11 protein-coding genes are annotated in these 16,025 nt (G+C 73.0%); 2 read left to right on the top strand and 9 right to left on the bottom strand.

Annotation, left to right across the window (positions count from 1 at the left end):
* Window positions 1-12: 12 nt before the first annotated feature.
* The 5 genes from V2J63_RS14880 to uvrA form a co-directional block, all read right to left on the bottom strand.
* A complete protein-coding gene (locus tag V2J63_RS14880) occupies window positions 13-1,005 on the bottom strand; it encodes a gluconeogenesis factor YvcK family protein (protein WP_331231772.1) in 993 nt (330 codons plus the stop codon).
* Window positions 1,002-1,991, bottom strand: coding sequence for an RNase adapter RapZ (rapZ, locus tag V2J63_RS14875; RefSeq protein WP_434056344.1), 990 nt, complete (start codon window positions 1,989-1,991; stop codon window positions 1,002-1,004). Before rapZ ends, V2J63_RS14880 begins: the two co-directional genes overlap by 4 nt.
* Window positions 1,992-1,995: 4 nt before the next feature.
* Window positions 1,996-4,194, bottom strand: a complete 2,199-nt coding sequence (uvrC, locus tag V2J63_RS14870; RefSeq protein ID WP_331231771.1) for an excinuclease ABC subunit UvrC — start codon at window positions 4,192-4,194, stop codon at window positions 1,996-1,998.
* Between the two features lie 188 nt (window positions 4,195-4,382).
* Entirely contained in the window at window positions 4,383-4,880 is a 498-nt protein-coding gene (locus V2J63_RS14865; protein ID WP_331231770.1) for an OsmC family protein, read from the bottom strand.
* 104 nt (window positions 4,881-4,984) lie between these two features.
* Complete coding sequence (gene uvrA / locus V2J63_RS14860; RefSeq protein ID WP_331231769.1) at window positions 4,985-7,882, bottom strand: excinuclease ABC subunit UvrA; 2,898 nt, start codon at window positions 7,880-7,882, stop codon at window positions 4,985-4,987.
* Window positions 7,883-7,974: 92 nt separating this feature from the next.
* On the opposite strand from uvrA, the gene V2J63_RS14855 reads away from it, so the two are divergent.
* Window positions 7,975-8,658 carry an MBL fold metallo-hydrolase gene (locus V2J63_RS14855; protein WP_331231768.1) on the top strand — a complete coding sequence of 228 codons (684 nt, stop codon included), beginning with the start codon at window positions 7,975-7,977 and terminating at the stop codon, window positions 8,656-8,658.
* Between the two features lie 130 nt (window positions 8,659-8,788).
* Here V2J63_RS14855 and V2J63_RS14850 read toward each other — a convergent pair whose 3' ends face one another.
* Both V2J63_RS14850 and uvrB read right to left on the bottom strand, forming a co-directional pair.
* Window positions 8,789-9,826: a TerC family protein gene (locus tag V2J63_RS14850; protein WP_331231767.1), complete on the bottom strand. Its 1,038-nt coding sequence runs from the start codon at window positions 9,824-9,826 to the stop codon at window positions 8,789-8,791.
* Window positions 9,827-10,263: 437 nt separating this feature from the next.
* Window positions 10,264-12,354, bottom strand: a complete 2,091-nt coding sequence (gene uvrB / locus V2J63_RS14845) for an excinuclease ABC subunit UvrB (RefSeq protein ID WP_331231766.1) — start codon at window positions 12,352-12,354, stop codon at window positions 10,264-10,266.
* Between the two features lie 182 nt (window positions 12,355-12,536).
* Here uvrB and V2J63_RS14840 point away from each other — a divergent pair, with 182 nt between their 5' ends.
* Window positions 12,537-14,300 carry a BCCT family transporter gene (locus tag V2J63_RS14840; protein WP_331231765.1) on the top strand — a complete coding sequence of 588 codons (1,764 nt, stop codon included), beginning with the start codon at window positions 12,537-12,539 and terminating at the stop codon, window positions 14,298-14,300.
* Window positions 14,301-14,499: 199 nt separating this feature from the next.
* Here V2J63_RS14840 and coaE read toward each other — a convergent pair whose 3' ends face one another.
* The gene (gene coaE, locus V2J63_RS14835) at window positions 14,500-15,123 is read right to left on the bottom strand and encodes a dephospho-CoA kinase (RefSeq protein ID WP_331231764.1); all 624 of its coding nucleotides are present in this window, start codon (window positions 15,121-15,123) and stop codon (window positions 14,500-14,502) included.
* A 13-nt stretch (window positions 15,124-15,136) separates the two neighbouring features.
* Window positions 15,137-16,000 (bottom strand): siderophore-interacting protein, encoded by an 864-nt coding sequence (locus V2J63_RS14830; protein WP_331231763.1) that lies wholly within the window; start codon window positions 15,998-16,000, stop codon window positions 15,137-15,139.
* Window positions 16,001-16,025 lie beyond the last annotated feature (25 nt).

Below are 16,025 nucleotides of genomic sequence, written 5' to 3'. Positions count from 1 at the left end.
GGGGTCATCCTCTCACCCGGCCCGCTCGCCGACGTCGCCGAGGAAGCCCTCGAAGGCGTCGCGGTAGGCCGCGGCGAGGCGCAGGGGGTCGTGGCGGGGGGTGCCGTCACCGGCCCCCACCTGGCGCAGGAGCAGGGACGCGCCGCTCTCGCGGGCGGCCTCGGCGAGGGCGTCGATGTCGTCGACGGCGCCCGGGTCCGCGATGACGATGTCGAGGCGGAAGTCGGGTGCGTGGGCGCGCAGGGTCCGCAGGTGGTCGGCGGCGCTCATGCCGTCCGTCTCCCCCACCTGGGCGGAGAGGTTGAGGGTGAGGGCGCGCCGTGCGCCGGTCTCGTGGAGGGCGAGCGCGAGGTCCGGCACGAGGAGGTGCGGGATGACGGACGTGAACCAGGACCCCGGGCCGAGGACCACCCAGTCGGCGGCGCGGACCGCCTCGACGGCCTCCGCGCACGCCGGCGGGTCCTCCGGCAGCACGCGGACGTGCTCGATGCGGCCGCTCGTCACGGCCACGCGCGACTGCCCGCGCACGACCCGCGGCGCCTCGCTGTCGTCGCGCCGCACGGTCGCCTCGATGTCGAGCGGCACCGAGGCCATGGGGAGCACCCGGCCGCGCGCACCGAGGAGCCGGCCCACCCAGTCGAGGCCGGCGACCTCGCTGCCGAGGATGTCCCACAGCGCGACGATGAGGAGGTTGCCCACCGCGTGCGAATCGAGCGGCCCGCTCGAGCTGTACCGGTGCTGGAGCACGTCGCGCCACGTCAGGCCCCACTCGGAGTCGTCGCACAGCGCCGCGAGGGCCATGCGCAGGTCCCCCGGGGGGAGCATGCCGAGCTCCTTGCGCAGGCGCCCCGACGAGCCGCCGTCGTCGGCGACCGTGACGACGGCGGTGAGGTCGCCCGAGACGTGCCGGAGCGCGCCGAGGGTCGCGGAGAGGCCGTGGCCGCCCCCGAGCGCGACGACCTTGGTCCGCTCGGGCCGGGCGGGCCACGCGTCGGGGGTGCTCACTCTCGGCCCACGTCCCGGTGGAGGGTGCGCACCCGCTGGCCGCGCTCGCGCAGCCGCTCGGCGATGGCCTCGGTCATCGCGACGGACCGGTGCCGTCCACCCGTGCAGCCGACGGCGATCGTCACGTAGGGCTTGAGCTCGGAGACGTAGCCGTCGAGGACCGGCGCGATCGCCTCGACGTAGCGGTCGGCGAACTCCCGCGCGCCCGGCTGGTCGAGGACGTACTCGCTCACAGGCGCGTCCTGGCCGGTGAGGTGGCGCAGCTCGCTCACCCAGTACGGGTTCTGGAGGAACCGGACGTCGACGACGTGGTCCGCGTCGAGCGGCAGCCCGTACTTGAACCCGAACGAGACGATGGAGAGCTGGATCGGCCGCTCGCCCTCGTCCGCCACCCGTTCGCGCACCATGCGGGCGAGGTCGTGGACATTGAGCTCCGTGGTGTCGATGAGGACGTCGGCGCGCGTGCGCAGGTCCGCGAGGAGGGCGCGCTCGGCGGCGATGCCGTCCATGATGCGCCCGCCGCCCTGGAGCGGGTGCGCGCGGCGGACCTGCTCGAACCGGCGCACGAGCTCGGCGTCGGACGCGTCGAGGAAGACGATCCGGTAGTCGGTGCCCTGCGCGCGCAGCTCGTCGAGGACGGAGACGAGGTCGCTGAAGAAGTCCCCGCTGCGGACGTCGACGACGGCGGCGAGCCGGTGCACGGCGCCGGCCGCCGCGGTCATCATGCGGGCGAGGGCGCCGAGCATGCGCGGCGGGAGGTTGTCGACGACGAACCAGTCGAGGTCCTCCAGCGCCGTGGCCGTGCGGGTGCGCCCGGCGCCGGACATGCCCGTGATGATGAGCAGCTCGCGGCGCTCGTTGTGCGGCAGGCGCGCGTCCGCGTCTAGGGCGGGGATCCCGTCGGGGACGGTCGCGGGGGACGCCGGGTCGCGCGGGTCACGGTCCGCGGCTGGGGTGGTGGGGGGCTCGGCCGCGTCGGTGTTCACTCCCTCAGGATGCCAGGTGGGCGACATCCGTGGCAGCGGAAGGGTCGGCGGCCTCGTCCGCCGAGGGGGCCGTCTCCCCCGTCGCCGGCGTGGCCGCGCTGGGCGTGGCCGCGCCGGGCGTGGCCGCGCTGCCGGCGGCGGCCTCGCCGCCCGCCGCCGTGCCGAGCGCGTCGACGACGGCCTGCGCCGTGCGGGGCCCGACGCCCTTGACGGCGGCGATCTCCTCGACGCTCGCCCGGCGCATCGCCTTGACCGAGCCGAACGCCTTGAGCAGCGCGGCGGCGCGGGTGGGGCCGAGGCCCGGGACGTCGTCGAGCACGGAGCGCGTCATCGCCTTGGAGCGGCGGCCCCGGTGGTGGCTGATGGCGAACCGGTGGGCCTCGTCGCGCAGGCGCTGGAGGAGGTAGAGGCCAGGGCTCGTCCGGGGCAGGACGACCGGGAAGTCGTCGCCGGGGAGCCACACCTCCTCGAGGCGCTTGGCGAGCCCGACGACGGCGACGTCCTCGACCCCGAGCTCGTCGAGCGCGCGCTGGGCGGCCGCCACCTGCGGCTCGCCGCCGTCGACGACGACGAGGTGGGGCGGGTAGGCGAAGCGCGTGGGCCGGCCCGTCGCCGGGTCGACCGCGCCGGAGCGCACGGGTACGCCGTCCTCGTCGACCTCGACCTCGCTCGCGGGGACGCCGTCGGGCCCGAGCGAGAGGACGTCGGTGGCGCCGCCCGTGGGCGGGGCCTCACCGGGGCCGCCGAGGGCCTCGCGGTCGGCGCGGTAGTACCGGAAGCGCCGGGTGAGCACCTCGCGCATCGCCTCGGTGTCGTCCCGTGCGCCGGTGCCGTCGGCGCCCCGGACGACGAACCGGCGGTACTCGCTCTTGCGCGGCAGCCCGTCCTCGAAGACGACCATCGAGCCGACCTGGTGGCTGCCCTGGATGTGGGAGATGTCGTAGCACTCGATCCGCAGGGGCGACTCGGGCAGGTCGAGCGCCTCCTGGAGGTCCGTCAGGGCCTGGCTGCGCGTCGTGAGGTCCCCGGCGCGGCGGGTCTTGTGCAGGACGAGCGCCTGCTCGGCGTTGCGGTGGACGGTCTCGGCGAGTGCGCGCTTGTCGCCCCGCTGGGGGACGCGGACGGCGACCTGGCCCCCGCGCAGGCCGCGGAGCCACTCGGTCATCTGCTCGGCGTCGGCGGGCAGGACGGGGACGAGCACCTCGCGCGGTACGGCCCCGGGGCTCGTCGAGTCCTCCGCGCGCACCGGGCCGCCGGCGGCGTCACCGGCGTCGCCGTAGACCTGGAGGAGGAGCCGCTCGACGAGCTCGGCGTCGGTCAGCTCCTCGACCTTCTCGACGATCCACCCGCGCTGGCCGCGGACGCGCCCCCCGCGGACGTGGAAGACCTGGACGGACGCCTCGAGCTCGTCGGCGGCCATGGCGAAGATGTCCGCGTCCGTCCCGTCGGCGAGGACGACGGCGTTCTTCTCGACGACGCGGCGCAGCGCACCGAGGTCGTCGCGCAGGCGGGCGGCCCGCTCGAAGTCGAGCTCGCTCGCCGCCTCCTTCATCTCGCGCTCGAGGCGGCGCACGAAGATCCCGGTGTCCCCGGCCATGAACGCGCAGAAGTCCTCGGCGAGCTCGCGGTGGTCCTCGATGCTCACCCGGCCCACGCACGGCGCGGCGCACTTGTCGATGTAGCCGAGGAGGCAGGGGCGCCCGGACCGCTCGGCGCGGCGGTAGACGCCGGCGGAGCACGTGCGCACGGGGAAGACCCGCAGGAGGAGGTCGACCGTCTCCCGGATCGCCCACGCGTGGGAGTAGGGGCCGAAGTACCGCGTGCCCTTGCGCTTGGCGCCGCGCATGACCTGGACGCGCGGGACGTCCTCCCCCATCGTCACGGCGAGGAAGGGGTAGGACTTGTCGTCGCGGTACTTGACGTTGAACCGCGGGTCGAACTCCTTGATCCACGAGTACTCGAGGGCGAGGGACTCGACCTCCGTGCCGACGACCGTCCACTCGACCGACGCCGCCGTCGTCACCATCTGCTGGGTGCGCGGGTGGAGGTTGGCGATGTCCTGGAAGTAGCTCGACAGGCGCGACCGCAGGCTCTTGGCCTTGCCGACGTAGATGACCCTGCCGTGGGAGTCGCGGAACCGGTAGACACCCGGGGAGTCCGGGATCTCGCCGGGCCGCGGGCGGTACGTGGACGGGTCGGCCATGGCCTCGAGCCTATGTCAACGCACGCGCACCTCAGCGCGCTGGGGGCGCGGTCGCCGGCTGGGCCGGGCACCGCCCGGGGACGGCGTCGCGCGGACGTCAGGACGGCATGGCCGCCGGGCGAGCGACGCGTGAGGCCCGCCGTCAGGCAGGTGTGGCCGCCGGGCGAGCGACGCGGTGAGGCCCGCCGTCAGGAAGGTGTGGCCGCCGGGACCGGCTGCGGGGCGGTCGGCACCGGCTCGACCCGCACGGGGAAGTTGACCGAGCGGGCGATGTGGTTGTGCTCACGCGCGGCGCGGTGGAGCCGGGCGGCCGCCTCGACGCTCAGCGGCTCGGCGTACGTCACGCGCGGGCGCAGGACGATCTCGACGAAGGGGCCGGACCCCCCGGACTCGACGCGGACGGTGCCGACGACGTGGTCGACGTAGGACGTGACGACGACGCCCTCCTTCGCGGCCGTACGCAGGAACCACAGCATCTGGGACTGGGAGATGGAGCCGACGAACAGCTCCTCGACGCGGTACCGGCTGACGTCGGAGCGCACGCGCAGGTCCGACGTCGCGAGGATGGTCGGCTTTCCCTCCGCCCGGACCTCGTGGTCGCGCGAGTACGCGGTGTAGCTGGCCGTGCCGCGCTCGTCGGCGCCCGTCCAGTCGACCGTGACGTTGTACGTGTGGAGTCCGCCCATGACGACAACCTAGCCACGACCGACCCGGTGAGCGAGGGCTTTGACCGATCCGCGACGAGCGGGTCCGGAGGCGACGAGGGCGAGCGACGTCCGCGCGCGGGGTCTCAGGCCCGCGCGCTCACCAGGTCGGCCGGCGCCGCGCCGAGCGCGCGGTCGGCGCGCTCGACGCCGAGGACCTCGGCGAGGAACTGGCCGGTGTGGCTGCCCGGGACCGCGGCGACCTCCTCCGGCCGCCCCTCGGCGACGACCCGGCCGCCGCCGGACCCGCCCTCGGGACCCATGTCGACCACCCAGTCGGCGTTCTTGATGACGTCGAGGTTGTGCTCGATGACGATGACCGTGTTGCCCTTGTCGACGAGGTTCTGCAGCACCGCGAGGAGCTTGCTGATGTCCTCGAAGTGGAGGCCCGTCGTCGGCTCGTCGAGGACGTAGACCGTCCGCCCGGTGGAGCGCCGCTGGAGCTCGGTGGCGAGCTTGACGCGCTGCGCCTCGCCGCCGGAGAGCGTCGGGGCCGGCTGACCGAGCCGGACGTACCCGAGCCCCACCTCGACGAGCGTCTGCATGTAGCGCGAGATGCGCGGGACGGCGGCGAAGAAGTCGACGGCCTCGGAGATCGGCATGTCGAGGACGTCCGCGACCGTCTTGCCCTTGAAGTGCACCTCGAGCGTCTCGCGGTTGTAGCGCGCGCCCTGGCACACCTCGCACGGGACGTAGACGTCGGGGAGGAAGTTCATCTCGATCTTGAGCGTGCCGTCGCCCGAGCACGCCTCGCAGCGCCCGCCCTTGACGTTGAACGAGAACCGGCCCGGCGTGTAGCCGCGGACCTTGGCCTCCGTGGTCTCGGCGAAGAGCTTGCGGATCTGGTCCCACACCCCGGTGTACGTCGCGGGGTTCGAGCGCGGGGTGCGCCCGATGGGGCTCTGGTCGACGTGGACGACCTTGTCGAGCTCCTCGAGACCCGTGACCCTGCGGTGCCGGCCCGGCACCCGGCGGGCGTGGTTGAGCTCGTTGGCGAGGACGTTGTAGAGAATCCCGTTGACGAGGGTCGACTTGCCCGAGCCGGACACGCCGGTGACGGCGACGAAGCAGCCGAGCGGGAAGCTGACGTTGACGCCGGCGAGGTTGTTCTCGCGGGCGCCGACGACGGTGATCTGCCGCTTGCGGTCGACGGGCCGGCGCTGCGCCGGCATGGGGATGACGCGGCGGCCGGAGAGGTACGCGCCGGTGACGGAGTCCGTCGACTCGAGGAGGCCGGCGAGGTCGCCCGAGTGGACGATGTGCCCGCCCTCCTCGCCGGCGCCCGGGCCGATGTCGACGATCCAGTCGGCCACGCGGATCGTGTCCTCGTCGTGCTCGACGACGATGAGGGTGTTGCCGAGGTCCCGCAGCCGGGTCAACGTGTCGATGAGACGGCGGTTGTCCCGCTGGTGCAGGCCGATGCTCGGCTCGTCGAGGACGTAGAGGACGCCGACGAGGCCGGAGCCGATCTGCGTGGCGAGGCGGATGCGCTGGGCCTCGCCGCCGGAGAGCGTCCCCGCGGGGCGCGCGAGGCTGAGGTACGTGAGCCCGACGTCGAGGAGGAATCCGAGGCGGGCGTGGATCTCCTTGAGGACCTGCCCGGCGATGGCCTCCTCGCGGGTGCCGAGCTCGAGCGCGTCGAGGAACGCCTTGGCCTCGTTGATGGGCAGCTCGCACAGCTCGGCGATGGACAGGCCACCGACCTTGACGGCGAGGACCTCGGGCTTGAGCCGGGCGCCGTTGCACACGCGGCACGGAACCTCACGCATGTACCCCTCGTAGCGCTCGCGCGAGAGCTCGGACTCGGTCTCGAGGTGCTTGCGCTCGATGTAGGTGATGGCGCCCTCGAAGCCGGTCGAGTACGCACGCTCGCGCCCCCACCGGTTGCGGTAGCGGACGTGGACCTCGTGGTCCTTGCCGTGGAGGATCGCCTGCCTGGCGCGCTCGGGCAGGCCGCGCCACGGGACGTCGACGGAGAAGCCGAGCTCCTCGCCGAGCGCGCGCAGCAGCCGGAGGAAGTACTCCGAGGAGGCCTTGGCCCACGGGGCGACGGCGCCCTCGGCGAGCGTGAGCTCGTCGTCGGGGATGACGAGGTCCGGGTCGACCTCGAGGCGCACGCCGATGCCGGTGCACTCGGGGCAGGCGCCGTAGGGGGCGTTGAAGGAGAACGTCCGGGGCTCGATGTCGTCGAGCTGGAGCGGGTGGTCGTTCGGGCACGCGCGCTTCTCGGAGAACCGGCGCTCCCGCTCGGGGTCGTCGGCGGGCAGGTCGACCATCTCGGCGATGAGGAGCCCGTCCGCGAGCCGCAGCGCGGTCTCGACGGAGTCGGTGAGGCGCTGGCGCACCGACTCGCGCACGACGAGGCGGTCGACGACGACCTCGATCGTGTGCTTGAGCTTCTTCTCGAGCTCGGGCGGGGTGGCGAGGGAGACGACCTCCCCGTCGACCCGCGCCCGGGAGAAGCCCGTGGCCTGGAGCTCGCGGAAGAGGTCCGCGTACTCGCCCTTGCGCCCGCGGATGACGGGCGCGAGGACCTGGAACCGGGTGCCGTCGGGCATCTCGCGGAGCCGGTCGACGATCTGCTGCGTCGTCTGCGCCGTCACGCGCTCGCCGCACACCGGGCAGAACTGGGTGCCCGCGCGGGAGAAGAGGAGGCGGAGGTAGTCGTAGACCTCGGTGATCGTGCCCACGGTCGAGCGCGGGTTCCGGTTCGTCGACTTCTGGTCGATCGAGACCGCCGGGCTCAGGCCCTCGATGAAGTCGACGTCGGGCTTGTCCATCTGTCCGAGGAACTGCCGGGCGTAGGACGACAGCGACTCGACGTAGCGCCGCTGGCCCTCGGCGAAGATCGTGTCGAAGGCGAGGGAGGACTTGCCCGATCCCGACAGGCCCGTGAAGACGATGAGGCTGTCCCGGGGCAGGTCGATGTCGACGTTTCTCAGGTTGTGCTCGCGCGCACCGCGGACGAGAAGGCGATCACTCACCCAGCGATGATAGGCGTCCGCGCCCGTGGTCGCACGGGTGTTCGACGCCACACGGGGGGCGTGGCGGGCGCATGCGGCGGAGATACTGGGGCATGACCACTCCCCCTGTCGCGCATGTCACACCCGGCGGCCCGGCGTTGCGCCTCGACGTGGGCGGGCTCGTCCTGCACAAGCAGAGCGTCTCGGCCATGGACAACAGCTGCTACGTCCTCACGGCGCCCGACGGCGCGCAGCTGCTCGTCGACGCCGCCGACGACGCGCCGCGCCTCCTCGCGCTCCTCGCGCAGGCGCGTGGCGAGGCGGACGGAGCTCGCCTCACCGTCGTCACGACGCACAGCCACTGGGACCACCACCGGGCGCTGCCCGACGTCGTCGCCGCGACCGGCGCCCTCGTCCTCGCCGGCGCCGACGACGCCGACGCCCTGCCGGTCCCCGTCGACGTGCGGCTCGCGCACGGGGACCGGGTGCCGCTCGGCGAGCACGTGCTTGACGTCGTCGCCCTGCGCGGGCACACGCCCGGCTCGGTCGCCCTCGCGTGGGCCGAGTCCGGGACGCACGCCGGGCGGGTCCACCTCTTCACCGGCGACTCGCTGTTCCCGGGTGGCCCGGGCAAGACGCCCGACGCGGCAGCGTTCGCCTCGCTCATGGACGACCTCGAGGAGCGGGTCTTCGCCCGCTACCCCGACGGCACGGTGGTCCACCCCGGCCACGGCGACGCGACGACGCTGGGCGCCGAGCGGCCGCACCTGGCCGAGTGGCGCGCCCGCGGCTGGTAGGCGGCGCACCGCGCCGGACGACGCAGGCGGCCGGTCTCGCCGGACATCGCAGGCGGCCGCCCACTCCGGACGACGCAGGGGCCGGCCGAGATCGGCCGGCCCCTGCGGGTGCGGGTCTCAGGAGCGGCGATCAGACGCCGTCGACGTCGCGCGGCTTCGTCACGGCGTGGGGCTCCGCGGCAGCCAGGCGGGCGGTCTTGCGGTTGCGGGCCACGCTGGCGACGACGGTGACGGCGAGCACGCCGACGATCCACAGCAGCGAGACGACGATCCCCGGCTCGGGCAGGCCGTGCCACTCCTCGCCGCCGTTGATGAAGGGCAGCTCGTTCGTGTGGAGGGCGTGGATGAGGAGCTTGACGCCGATGAAGCCGAGGATGGCGGCGAGGCCGTAGTGGAGGTAGACGAGCTTGTCGAGCAGGCCGTCGACGAGGAAGTAGAGCTGGCGCAGACCGAGCAGCGAGAACGCGTTCGCCGCGAAGACGAGGTAGGGCTCGCGGGTGAGGCCGAAGATGGCGGGGATCGAGTCGACGGCGAAGAGGATGTCGGCGCTGCCGATGGCGACGATGGCGAGCAGCATCGGGGTGATCATGCGCTTGCCGTTGACCTTCGTCAGCAGCTTGCCGCCCACGAACCCGTCGGTCACGGGCACGATGCGGCGCACGAACCGGACGAAGCCGTTCTCCTTGTACTCCTCGTGCTCCTCCGGCTTCTCGACGCCCTGCCGCGCCTGGCTGATCGCCGTGTAGAGGAGGAACGCGCCGAAGAGGTAGAACACCCACGAGAAGTTGTCGATCGCCGCGGAGCCGAGGGCGATGAAGACGCCGCGGAGCACGATCGCGATGATGATGCCGGCGAGCAGGACCTCCTGCTGGTACTTCCGCGGGATGCGGAACGCCGCGATGATGATGACGAAGACGAAGAGGTTGTCGACCGAGAGCGACTTCTCGGTGACGTACCCGGCGAAGTACTCACCGCCGTAGACCGGGCCCCAGATCGCCCACACGATGACGCCGAACACGAGTGCCATGGCGACGTACGCGACGGACCACCACGTCGCTTCCTTGAGCGTGGGGGCGTGCGGGGTCTTGACGTGGCCGATGATGTCGACCGCGATCATCGTGACGATGACGGCCGCCAGGATGGCCCAGGCGATGAGATGGACGTCCACGGATTCCTCCGGTATCTAGGGGCAGGTACCGGAGGTCTCTTCCGCCCTGGCGCACCGGCGCGCCGCCCGGCAGGGCGGGGCGAGCTGGTGGCCCGGACCGGTGGCACCGAGCTGGCTCGCGCCGGCCGTGATGACGACACCACCGTGTGGGGAATACTCCCCTCCGGCGCGACACATTACGGCACCCCAGCCGTGCGCGCGCTGACGCGTGGCGGTGGTGCGGCTCACACGGTGCACGCCGGGGCCGGCCGGCACGACGGCGGGCGACGTGGACGGCCGCTGCTGGCGGCGGGGCCGGTCGCCGCGACCCGCCCGCGGCGGCTGCCGGTCGCCGCCACCCGCCCGCAGCCCGCCCGCGGCGGTTGCGGGTCACCGCGGCCCGCCCGCGACCCGCCCGCGGCGGCTGCGAGTTACCGCGGCGCACGGCGCGGGGGGCGTCAGGCGGTGGCGGCGCTCATCTGCCGGAGCTCCTTCTTGAGGTCCGAGATCTCGTCGCGCAGCCGGGCGGCCAGCTCGAACTGGAGCTCCTCGGCAGCCGTGTGCATCTGGTCGCTGAGGTCCTGGATGAGCTGGGCGAGGTCCGAGGCCGCGGCCCCGCCGAGGCGCTCGCGCGCCGTCGTCCCGGTCGAGGCGTTCTTGCCCCGCCCCTTCTTGCTCTGGCGGTAGCCCCCCTCGAGGAGCTCCTTCGTGTCGACGTCCTCGCGGGCGAGCATGTCGGTGATGTCACCGATCCGCTTGCGCAGCGGCGTCGGGTCGATGCCGTGCTCGGTGTTGTAGGCGACCTGCTTCTCGCGGCGCCGCGTCGTCTCCTCGATCGCGTGGGCCATCGACGGGGTGATGCGGTCCGCGTACATGTGGACCTGGCCGGAGACGTTGCGCGCGGCGCGCCCGATCGTCTGGATGAGCGACGTCCCGGACCGCAGGAAGCCCTCCTTGTCCGCGTCGAGGATCGCGACGAGGGAGACCTCGGGCAGGTCGAGACCCTCGCGCAGGAGGTTGATGCCGACGAGGACGTCGAACTGGCCCATCCGCAGCTCGCGGAGGAGCTCGACCCGCCGCAGCGTGTCCACCTCGGAGTGGAGGTACTGGACCCGGACCCCGCGCTCGAGGAGGTAGTCCGTGAGGTCCTCGGACATCTTCTTCGTCAGCGTCGTGACGAGCACGCGCTCGTCACGGTCGGCCCGCTCGCGGATCTCCCCGAGGAGGTCGTCGATCTGGCCCTGCGTCGGCTTGACGACGACCTCGGGGTCGATGAGCCCGGTGGGCCGGATGATCTGCTCGACGACGCCGTCGGACTGCGCGAGCTCGTACGGGCCGGGGGTCGCGGAGAGGTAGACGGTCTGGCCGATGCGCTCCTGGAACTCCTCCCAGCGCAGCGGGCGGTTGTCCATCGCGCTCGGCAGGCGGAAGCCGTGGTCGACGAGGGTGCGCTTGCGCGACATGTCCCCCTCGAACATCGCGCCGATCTGCGGCACGGTCACGTGCGACTCGTCGATGACGAGGAGGAAGTCCTCGGGGAAGTAGTCGAGGAGCGTGTGCGGGGCGGTGCCGGGGGCGCGGCCGTCGATGTGCCGCGAGTAGTTCTCGATGCCCGAGCACGAGCCGATCTGGCGCATCATCTCGATGTCGTACGTCGTGCGCATGCGTAGCCGCTGCGCCTCGAGGAGCTTGCCGGCCTGCTCGAGCTCGGCCAGGCGGGCGGCGAGCTCGGACTCGATCGTCCCGATCGCCCGCTCCATCCGCTCCGGCCCCGCGACGTAGTGGGTGGCCGGGAAGAGGTGGATCGCGTCCTCCGTCCGCACGATGTCGCCCGTGAGCGGGTGGAGCGTGTGGAGCGCCTCGATCTCGTCGCCGAACATCTCGATCCGGATGGCGAGCTCCTCGTACACCGGGATGATCTCGATCGTGTCCCCCCGCACCCGGAACGTGCCGCGGGTGAAGGCGAGGTCGTTGCGGGTGTACTGCATCATGACGAACTGGCGCAGGAGCGAGTCGCGGTCCACCTGGTCCCCGACCCGGAGCTGGACCATCCGGTCGACGTACTCCTGCGGCGTGCCGAGGCCGTAGATGCACGAGACGGACGCGACGACGACGACGTCGCGCCGCGTGAGCAGGCTGTTCGTCGCGGAGTGGCGCAGGCGCTCGACCTCGTCGTTGATGGAGGAGTCCTTCTCGATGTACGTGTCCGACTGCGGGACGTACGCCTCCGGCTGGTAGTAGTCGTAGTAGGAGACGAAGTACTCGACGGCGTTGTTCGGCAGCAGCTCGCGGAACTCCGTGGCAAGCTGCGCCGCGAGCGTCTTGTTCGGAGCCATGACGAGGGTGGGCCGCTGGAGCTTCTCGATGAGCCACGCCGTCGTCGCGGACTTTCCCGTGCCGGTGGCACCCAGGAGGACGACGTCCTTCTCGCCGGCCTGGATCCGCTCGGAGAGCTGGGCGATGGCTGCAGGCTGGTCGCCCGAGGGTGTGAACTCGGAGATCACCTCGACGGGGGCGACCGTGCGCTGCAGGTCGGTGACGGGACGCATGGGGCAACGGTACGTCGGGGGTCCGACACCGCGCCCCGCGCTCCGCCCAGGGCGAATCCTCGCCCCCCGCTCGACCCTGTGCCCCGCTCAGCGGCACCGTCCGTTGGCGCCCAGGGCCCGGGGGCGGGACGCTGGGGCGCGAGCATGATGATCACGTTTGTTCGCGGCGTAGGAGGAGACGGATGAGTCAGGACGCGAAGGCCGACCGCTTGGAGACGATGAGCGCGACGCACATCGATCCACCGGCGAGCGGCGTCGCCAAGAAGGTCTTCTACCCCTCCGTCGTCGTCGTCGGTGCGTTCGTCCTCGTCGCCCTCGTCTTCCCCGACTGGCTCGACGACGTCATCACCTCTGCGAACACCGCCGTCGTCAACTCGCTCGGCTGGTACTACGTCCTCATCGTCACCGGGTTCGTCATCGTCGCGGTATGGCTCGCCTTCTCCCGCCTCGGTGACATCCGCCTCGGCCGCGACGACGAGGAGCCGCAGTACGGCACGTTCAGCTGGTTCGCCATGCTCTTCGCGGCGGGCATGGGCATCGGCCTCGTCTTCTGGGGCGTCGCGGAGCCGCTCAACCACTTCGCGGCTCCCCCGCCCGGCGTCCAGGGCACGCCCGCGTCGCTCGCCCAGGCCGCCATGACGCAGACGTACCTGCACTGGGGGCTCCACGCGTGGGCCATCTACATCGTCGTCGGCCTCGCCGTGGCCTACACCGTCCACCGGCGGCGCCGCCCCGTCGCCATCCGGTGGGCGCTCGAGCCCATCCTCGGCACGAAGCGCGTCCAGGGCGGCTGGGGCAACGTCGTCGACGTCGTCGCCGTCGTCGGCACCGTCTTCGGCGTAGCCACCTCGCTCGGCTTCGGCGTCGCGCAGGTGTCCGCGGGCCTCGAGTACCTCGGCCTCATCGAGGCCACCCGCACCGCCCTCGTCATCCTCATCATCATCATCGCCGGGCTCGCCATGATCTCGGTGGCGACGGGGCTCGACGCCGGCATCAAGTGGCTGTCGAACATCAACCTCGTCCTCGCGGCGGTGTTCCTCCTTGCCGTCCTCGTCCTCGGGCCGAGCCTCTTCGTCCTGCGCGAGTTCGTCCAGTCCATCGGCGCCTACCTGCAGAACTTCGTCCGCCTGTCCTTCGCGACCCTGCCGTACCAGGGCCCTGAGGGAGAGAGCTGGCTGGCCGGCTGGACGACGTACTACTGGGGCTGGTGGATGAGCTGGTCCCCCTTCGTCGGTGTGTTCATCGCCCGGATCTCGCGCGGGCGCACGGTCCGTGAGTTCATCATCGGCGTCCTCCTCGTCCCGACGATGCTGACGTTCCTCTGGTTCGCCGTCCTCGGCGGGACCGCCCTGCACCGCGAGCTCTTCGGCGACGGCGGGATCGTCGCCGCCAACGGCACGGTCGACGACAACGCGGCGCTCTTCCAGATGGTCGAGGGGCTGCCCGGCGGACCCCTGCTCGCCGGGATCGCGATCCTCCTCGTGACGATCTTCTTCGTCACGAGCTCGGACTCCGGTTCCTACGTCGTCTCGATGATCTCCGCGGGCGGCAACCCCAACCCGCCGCTGTGGACCCGGCTCACGTGGGCGGCGCTCACCGGCGCGATCGCCGCCGTCCTCCTCGGGTTCGGGGGCACGGAGGGAGGCCTGCGGTCCCTCCAGGTCATGGCCATCCTCGTCGCCGCGCCCTTCAGCGTCGTCATGATCGCGATGATCGTCGCGCTCGTGAAGTCGATGCGCGCCGACGACCTCAGCCTCGAGCGCGGCCGCCGCACGGCCCGGCGGGAGAGGCTCGTCGCGGCCGTCGTCGACGAGCTCGGCGGCCGCGACACCCCCGAGAACTGGCCGATCGAGAGCAGCCCCGGATCGCTGCGCCGCAAGCTGAGCAAGCGCCGCCGGCCCGCCGGGGAGACGGGGCCGGGCGCCGCGCCGCCGGGCGACGGCTGAGCCGAGCGGCTGGCCGGCCCTCGGCCTGGCCCGCCCTCGGGCCGGCCGGCCGGGCGGTCGGCCGGCCCGCCGGCGCCGCGGCGCAGCCAGCCTGCCCGGGGCGCTCCGGCTCAGCCGGCCGAGGCGCTGCGGCTCAGCGACCGAGGCGCTCGGCTGAGCCGGCCGGGCGCTGCACGTCAGCCGGCCGCGGTGCTGCGGCTCAGCCTGCCGCTGCGGCGAGGAGGCGCTCGTTCTCCGGGACGAGGCGTTCGACCCAGAGCCGCTCGACCGCCTCGACGATCTCCGCCCGGGACCCGGAGTTGTCGAGCCAGACGTCGGCGACGGCCCGCCGGGCGGCGTCGTCGGCCTGCGCGCGGATCCTGGCTGCGGCCTCCTCGCGCGTCATGCCCCGCTCACGCATGAGCCGGTCGATGCGGACGCCCTCGTCCGCGCCGACGACGACGACGAGGTCGTACTCGGCGGCGAGGGAGTTCTCGACGATGAGGGGGACGTCGTGGACGACGACGGCCTCGGGGGGCGCGGCGGCCGCGGCCGCCGCGCTGGCGGCGCGCACGCGCGGGTGGATGATGGCGTTGATGCGGTCCAGCGCGGCCTTGTCGGCGAAGACGAGCCCCGCGAGCATCGCGCGGTCGAGCGATCCGTCGCGCTGGAGCACGTCGGGGCCGAAGGCGGCGACGACCTCCGCGAGCCCGTCCGTGCCCGGCTCGACCACCTGCCGCGCGAGCACGTCGGCGTCGATGACGACGGCGCCGCGGCGCGCGAGCTCGGCCGAGACCGTCGACTTGCCCGCCGCGATCCCGCCGGTCAGTCCGACCGTGAGCATCGTGCCTCCTCGCTCAGGCCGGGTCGTCGGGGTCGACCGGGGCGTGGTGGTCGTGGTTCGCCGTCCCGCACTTCCAGTACCCGCTCACGTCGACCTGCTCCGTAGCGAGCCCGAGGCCGTGGCGCAGGTGCCGGCGGACGGCGCGCAGGGAGCCCGACTCACCGCCGAACCACGTGAAGCCGACGCCCGCGGGGACCTCGAGGGCGCGGACGGCGTCGGCGAGGAGCGTCGTCGTCCCGGGCGCCGCGCCCCGGCGGTGGAGCCAGGTGATGTGCCGCCCGTCGAGGCCGGCGCCCGCGACGTCGGCGAGGTAGGCCTCGTCGTCGGGCCCGGAGACCTCGACGAGCACGTGGACGGGCACGCCCGCCGGGAGATCCTCGAGCCAGCGCGCGATGGCGGGCAGGGCCGTCTCGTCCCCGCCGAGGAGCCACCAGTCGACGCCCGCGGGCGCGAGGCGGGACCCGCGGGGCCCGGCGACGACGAGCGGGTCGCCCGGCCGGGCGGAGGCCGCCCACGCTACGGCGGGGCCGCCGTCGTCGTGGAGGACGAAGTCGAGGTCGAGCTCGTCGTCGCGCCAGGCGCGCGGGGTGTAGTCGCGGCTGATCATCGTCACGCCCTCGGGGCGCTCGAGGCCCTGGGCGGTCATGCGCGGGGCGTGGAGCTCGCCGGTGGCGGGGTCGGGGAAGAAGGCCTTGACGTGGTCCCCGGCACCTCCGCTGAGGAAGCCGCTGAGGTCGCCGGTGAGGGTGACCCGGCGCAGGCTCGGGGTGATGTCCGCGGCGCGGACGACCGTGAGGTGACGCGCGGCGAGCTCGTGGCGGACCCGCTCGCGGACGAGCGTGGGCGTCGTAGGGCTGAGGGCATCAGGCTGGACCATCGAGCCAGCGTAGCCCGCGCCCACG

The sequence above is a fragment of the Georgenia wangjunii genome, from assembly GCF_036421975.1.
Classification (GTDB): Bacteria; Actinomycetota; Actinomycetes; order Actinomycetales; family Actinomycetaceae; genus Georgenia_A; species Georgenia_A wangjunii.
The sequence above is the reverse complement of the archived record's forward strand: the minus strand, read 5'-3'. Positions and strand labels throughout refer to the sequence as shown.

Bases quoted from the DNA above. Each gene is read 5' to 3' on its own strand.
- uvrC (WP_331231771.1), bottom strand. From the start codon at position 4,194: ATGGCCGACCCGTCCACGTACCGCCCGCGGCCCGGCGAGATCCCGGAC.
- V2J63_RS14865 (WP_331231770.1), bottom strand. From the start codon at position 4,880: ATGGGCGGACTCCACACGTACAACGTCACGGTCGACTGGACGGGCGCC.
- V2J63_RS14855 (WP_331231768.1), top strand. From the start codon at position 7,975: ATGACCACTCCCCCTGTCGCGCATGTCACACCCGGCGGCCCGGCGTTG.
- uvrB (WP_331231766.1), bottom strand. From the start codon at position 12,354: ATGCGTCCCGTCACCGACCTGCAGCGCACGGTCGCCCCCGTCGAGGTG.
- V2J63_RS14840 (WP_331231765.1), top strand. From the start codon at position 12,537: ATGAGTCAGGACGCGAAGGCCGACCGCTTGGAGACGATGAGCGCGACG.
- coaE (WP_331231764.1), bottom strand. From the start codon at position 15,123: ATGCTCACGGTCGGACTGACCGGCGGGATCGCGGCGGGCAAGTCGACG.
- V2J63_RS14830 (WP_331231763.1), bottom strand. From the start codon at position 16,000: ATGGTCCAGCCTGATGCCCTCAGCCCTACGACGCCCACGCTCGTCCGC.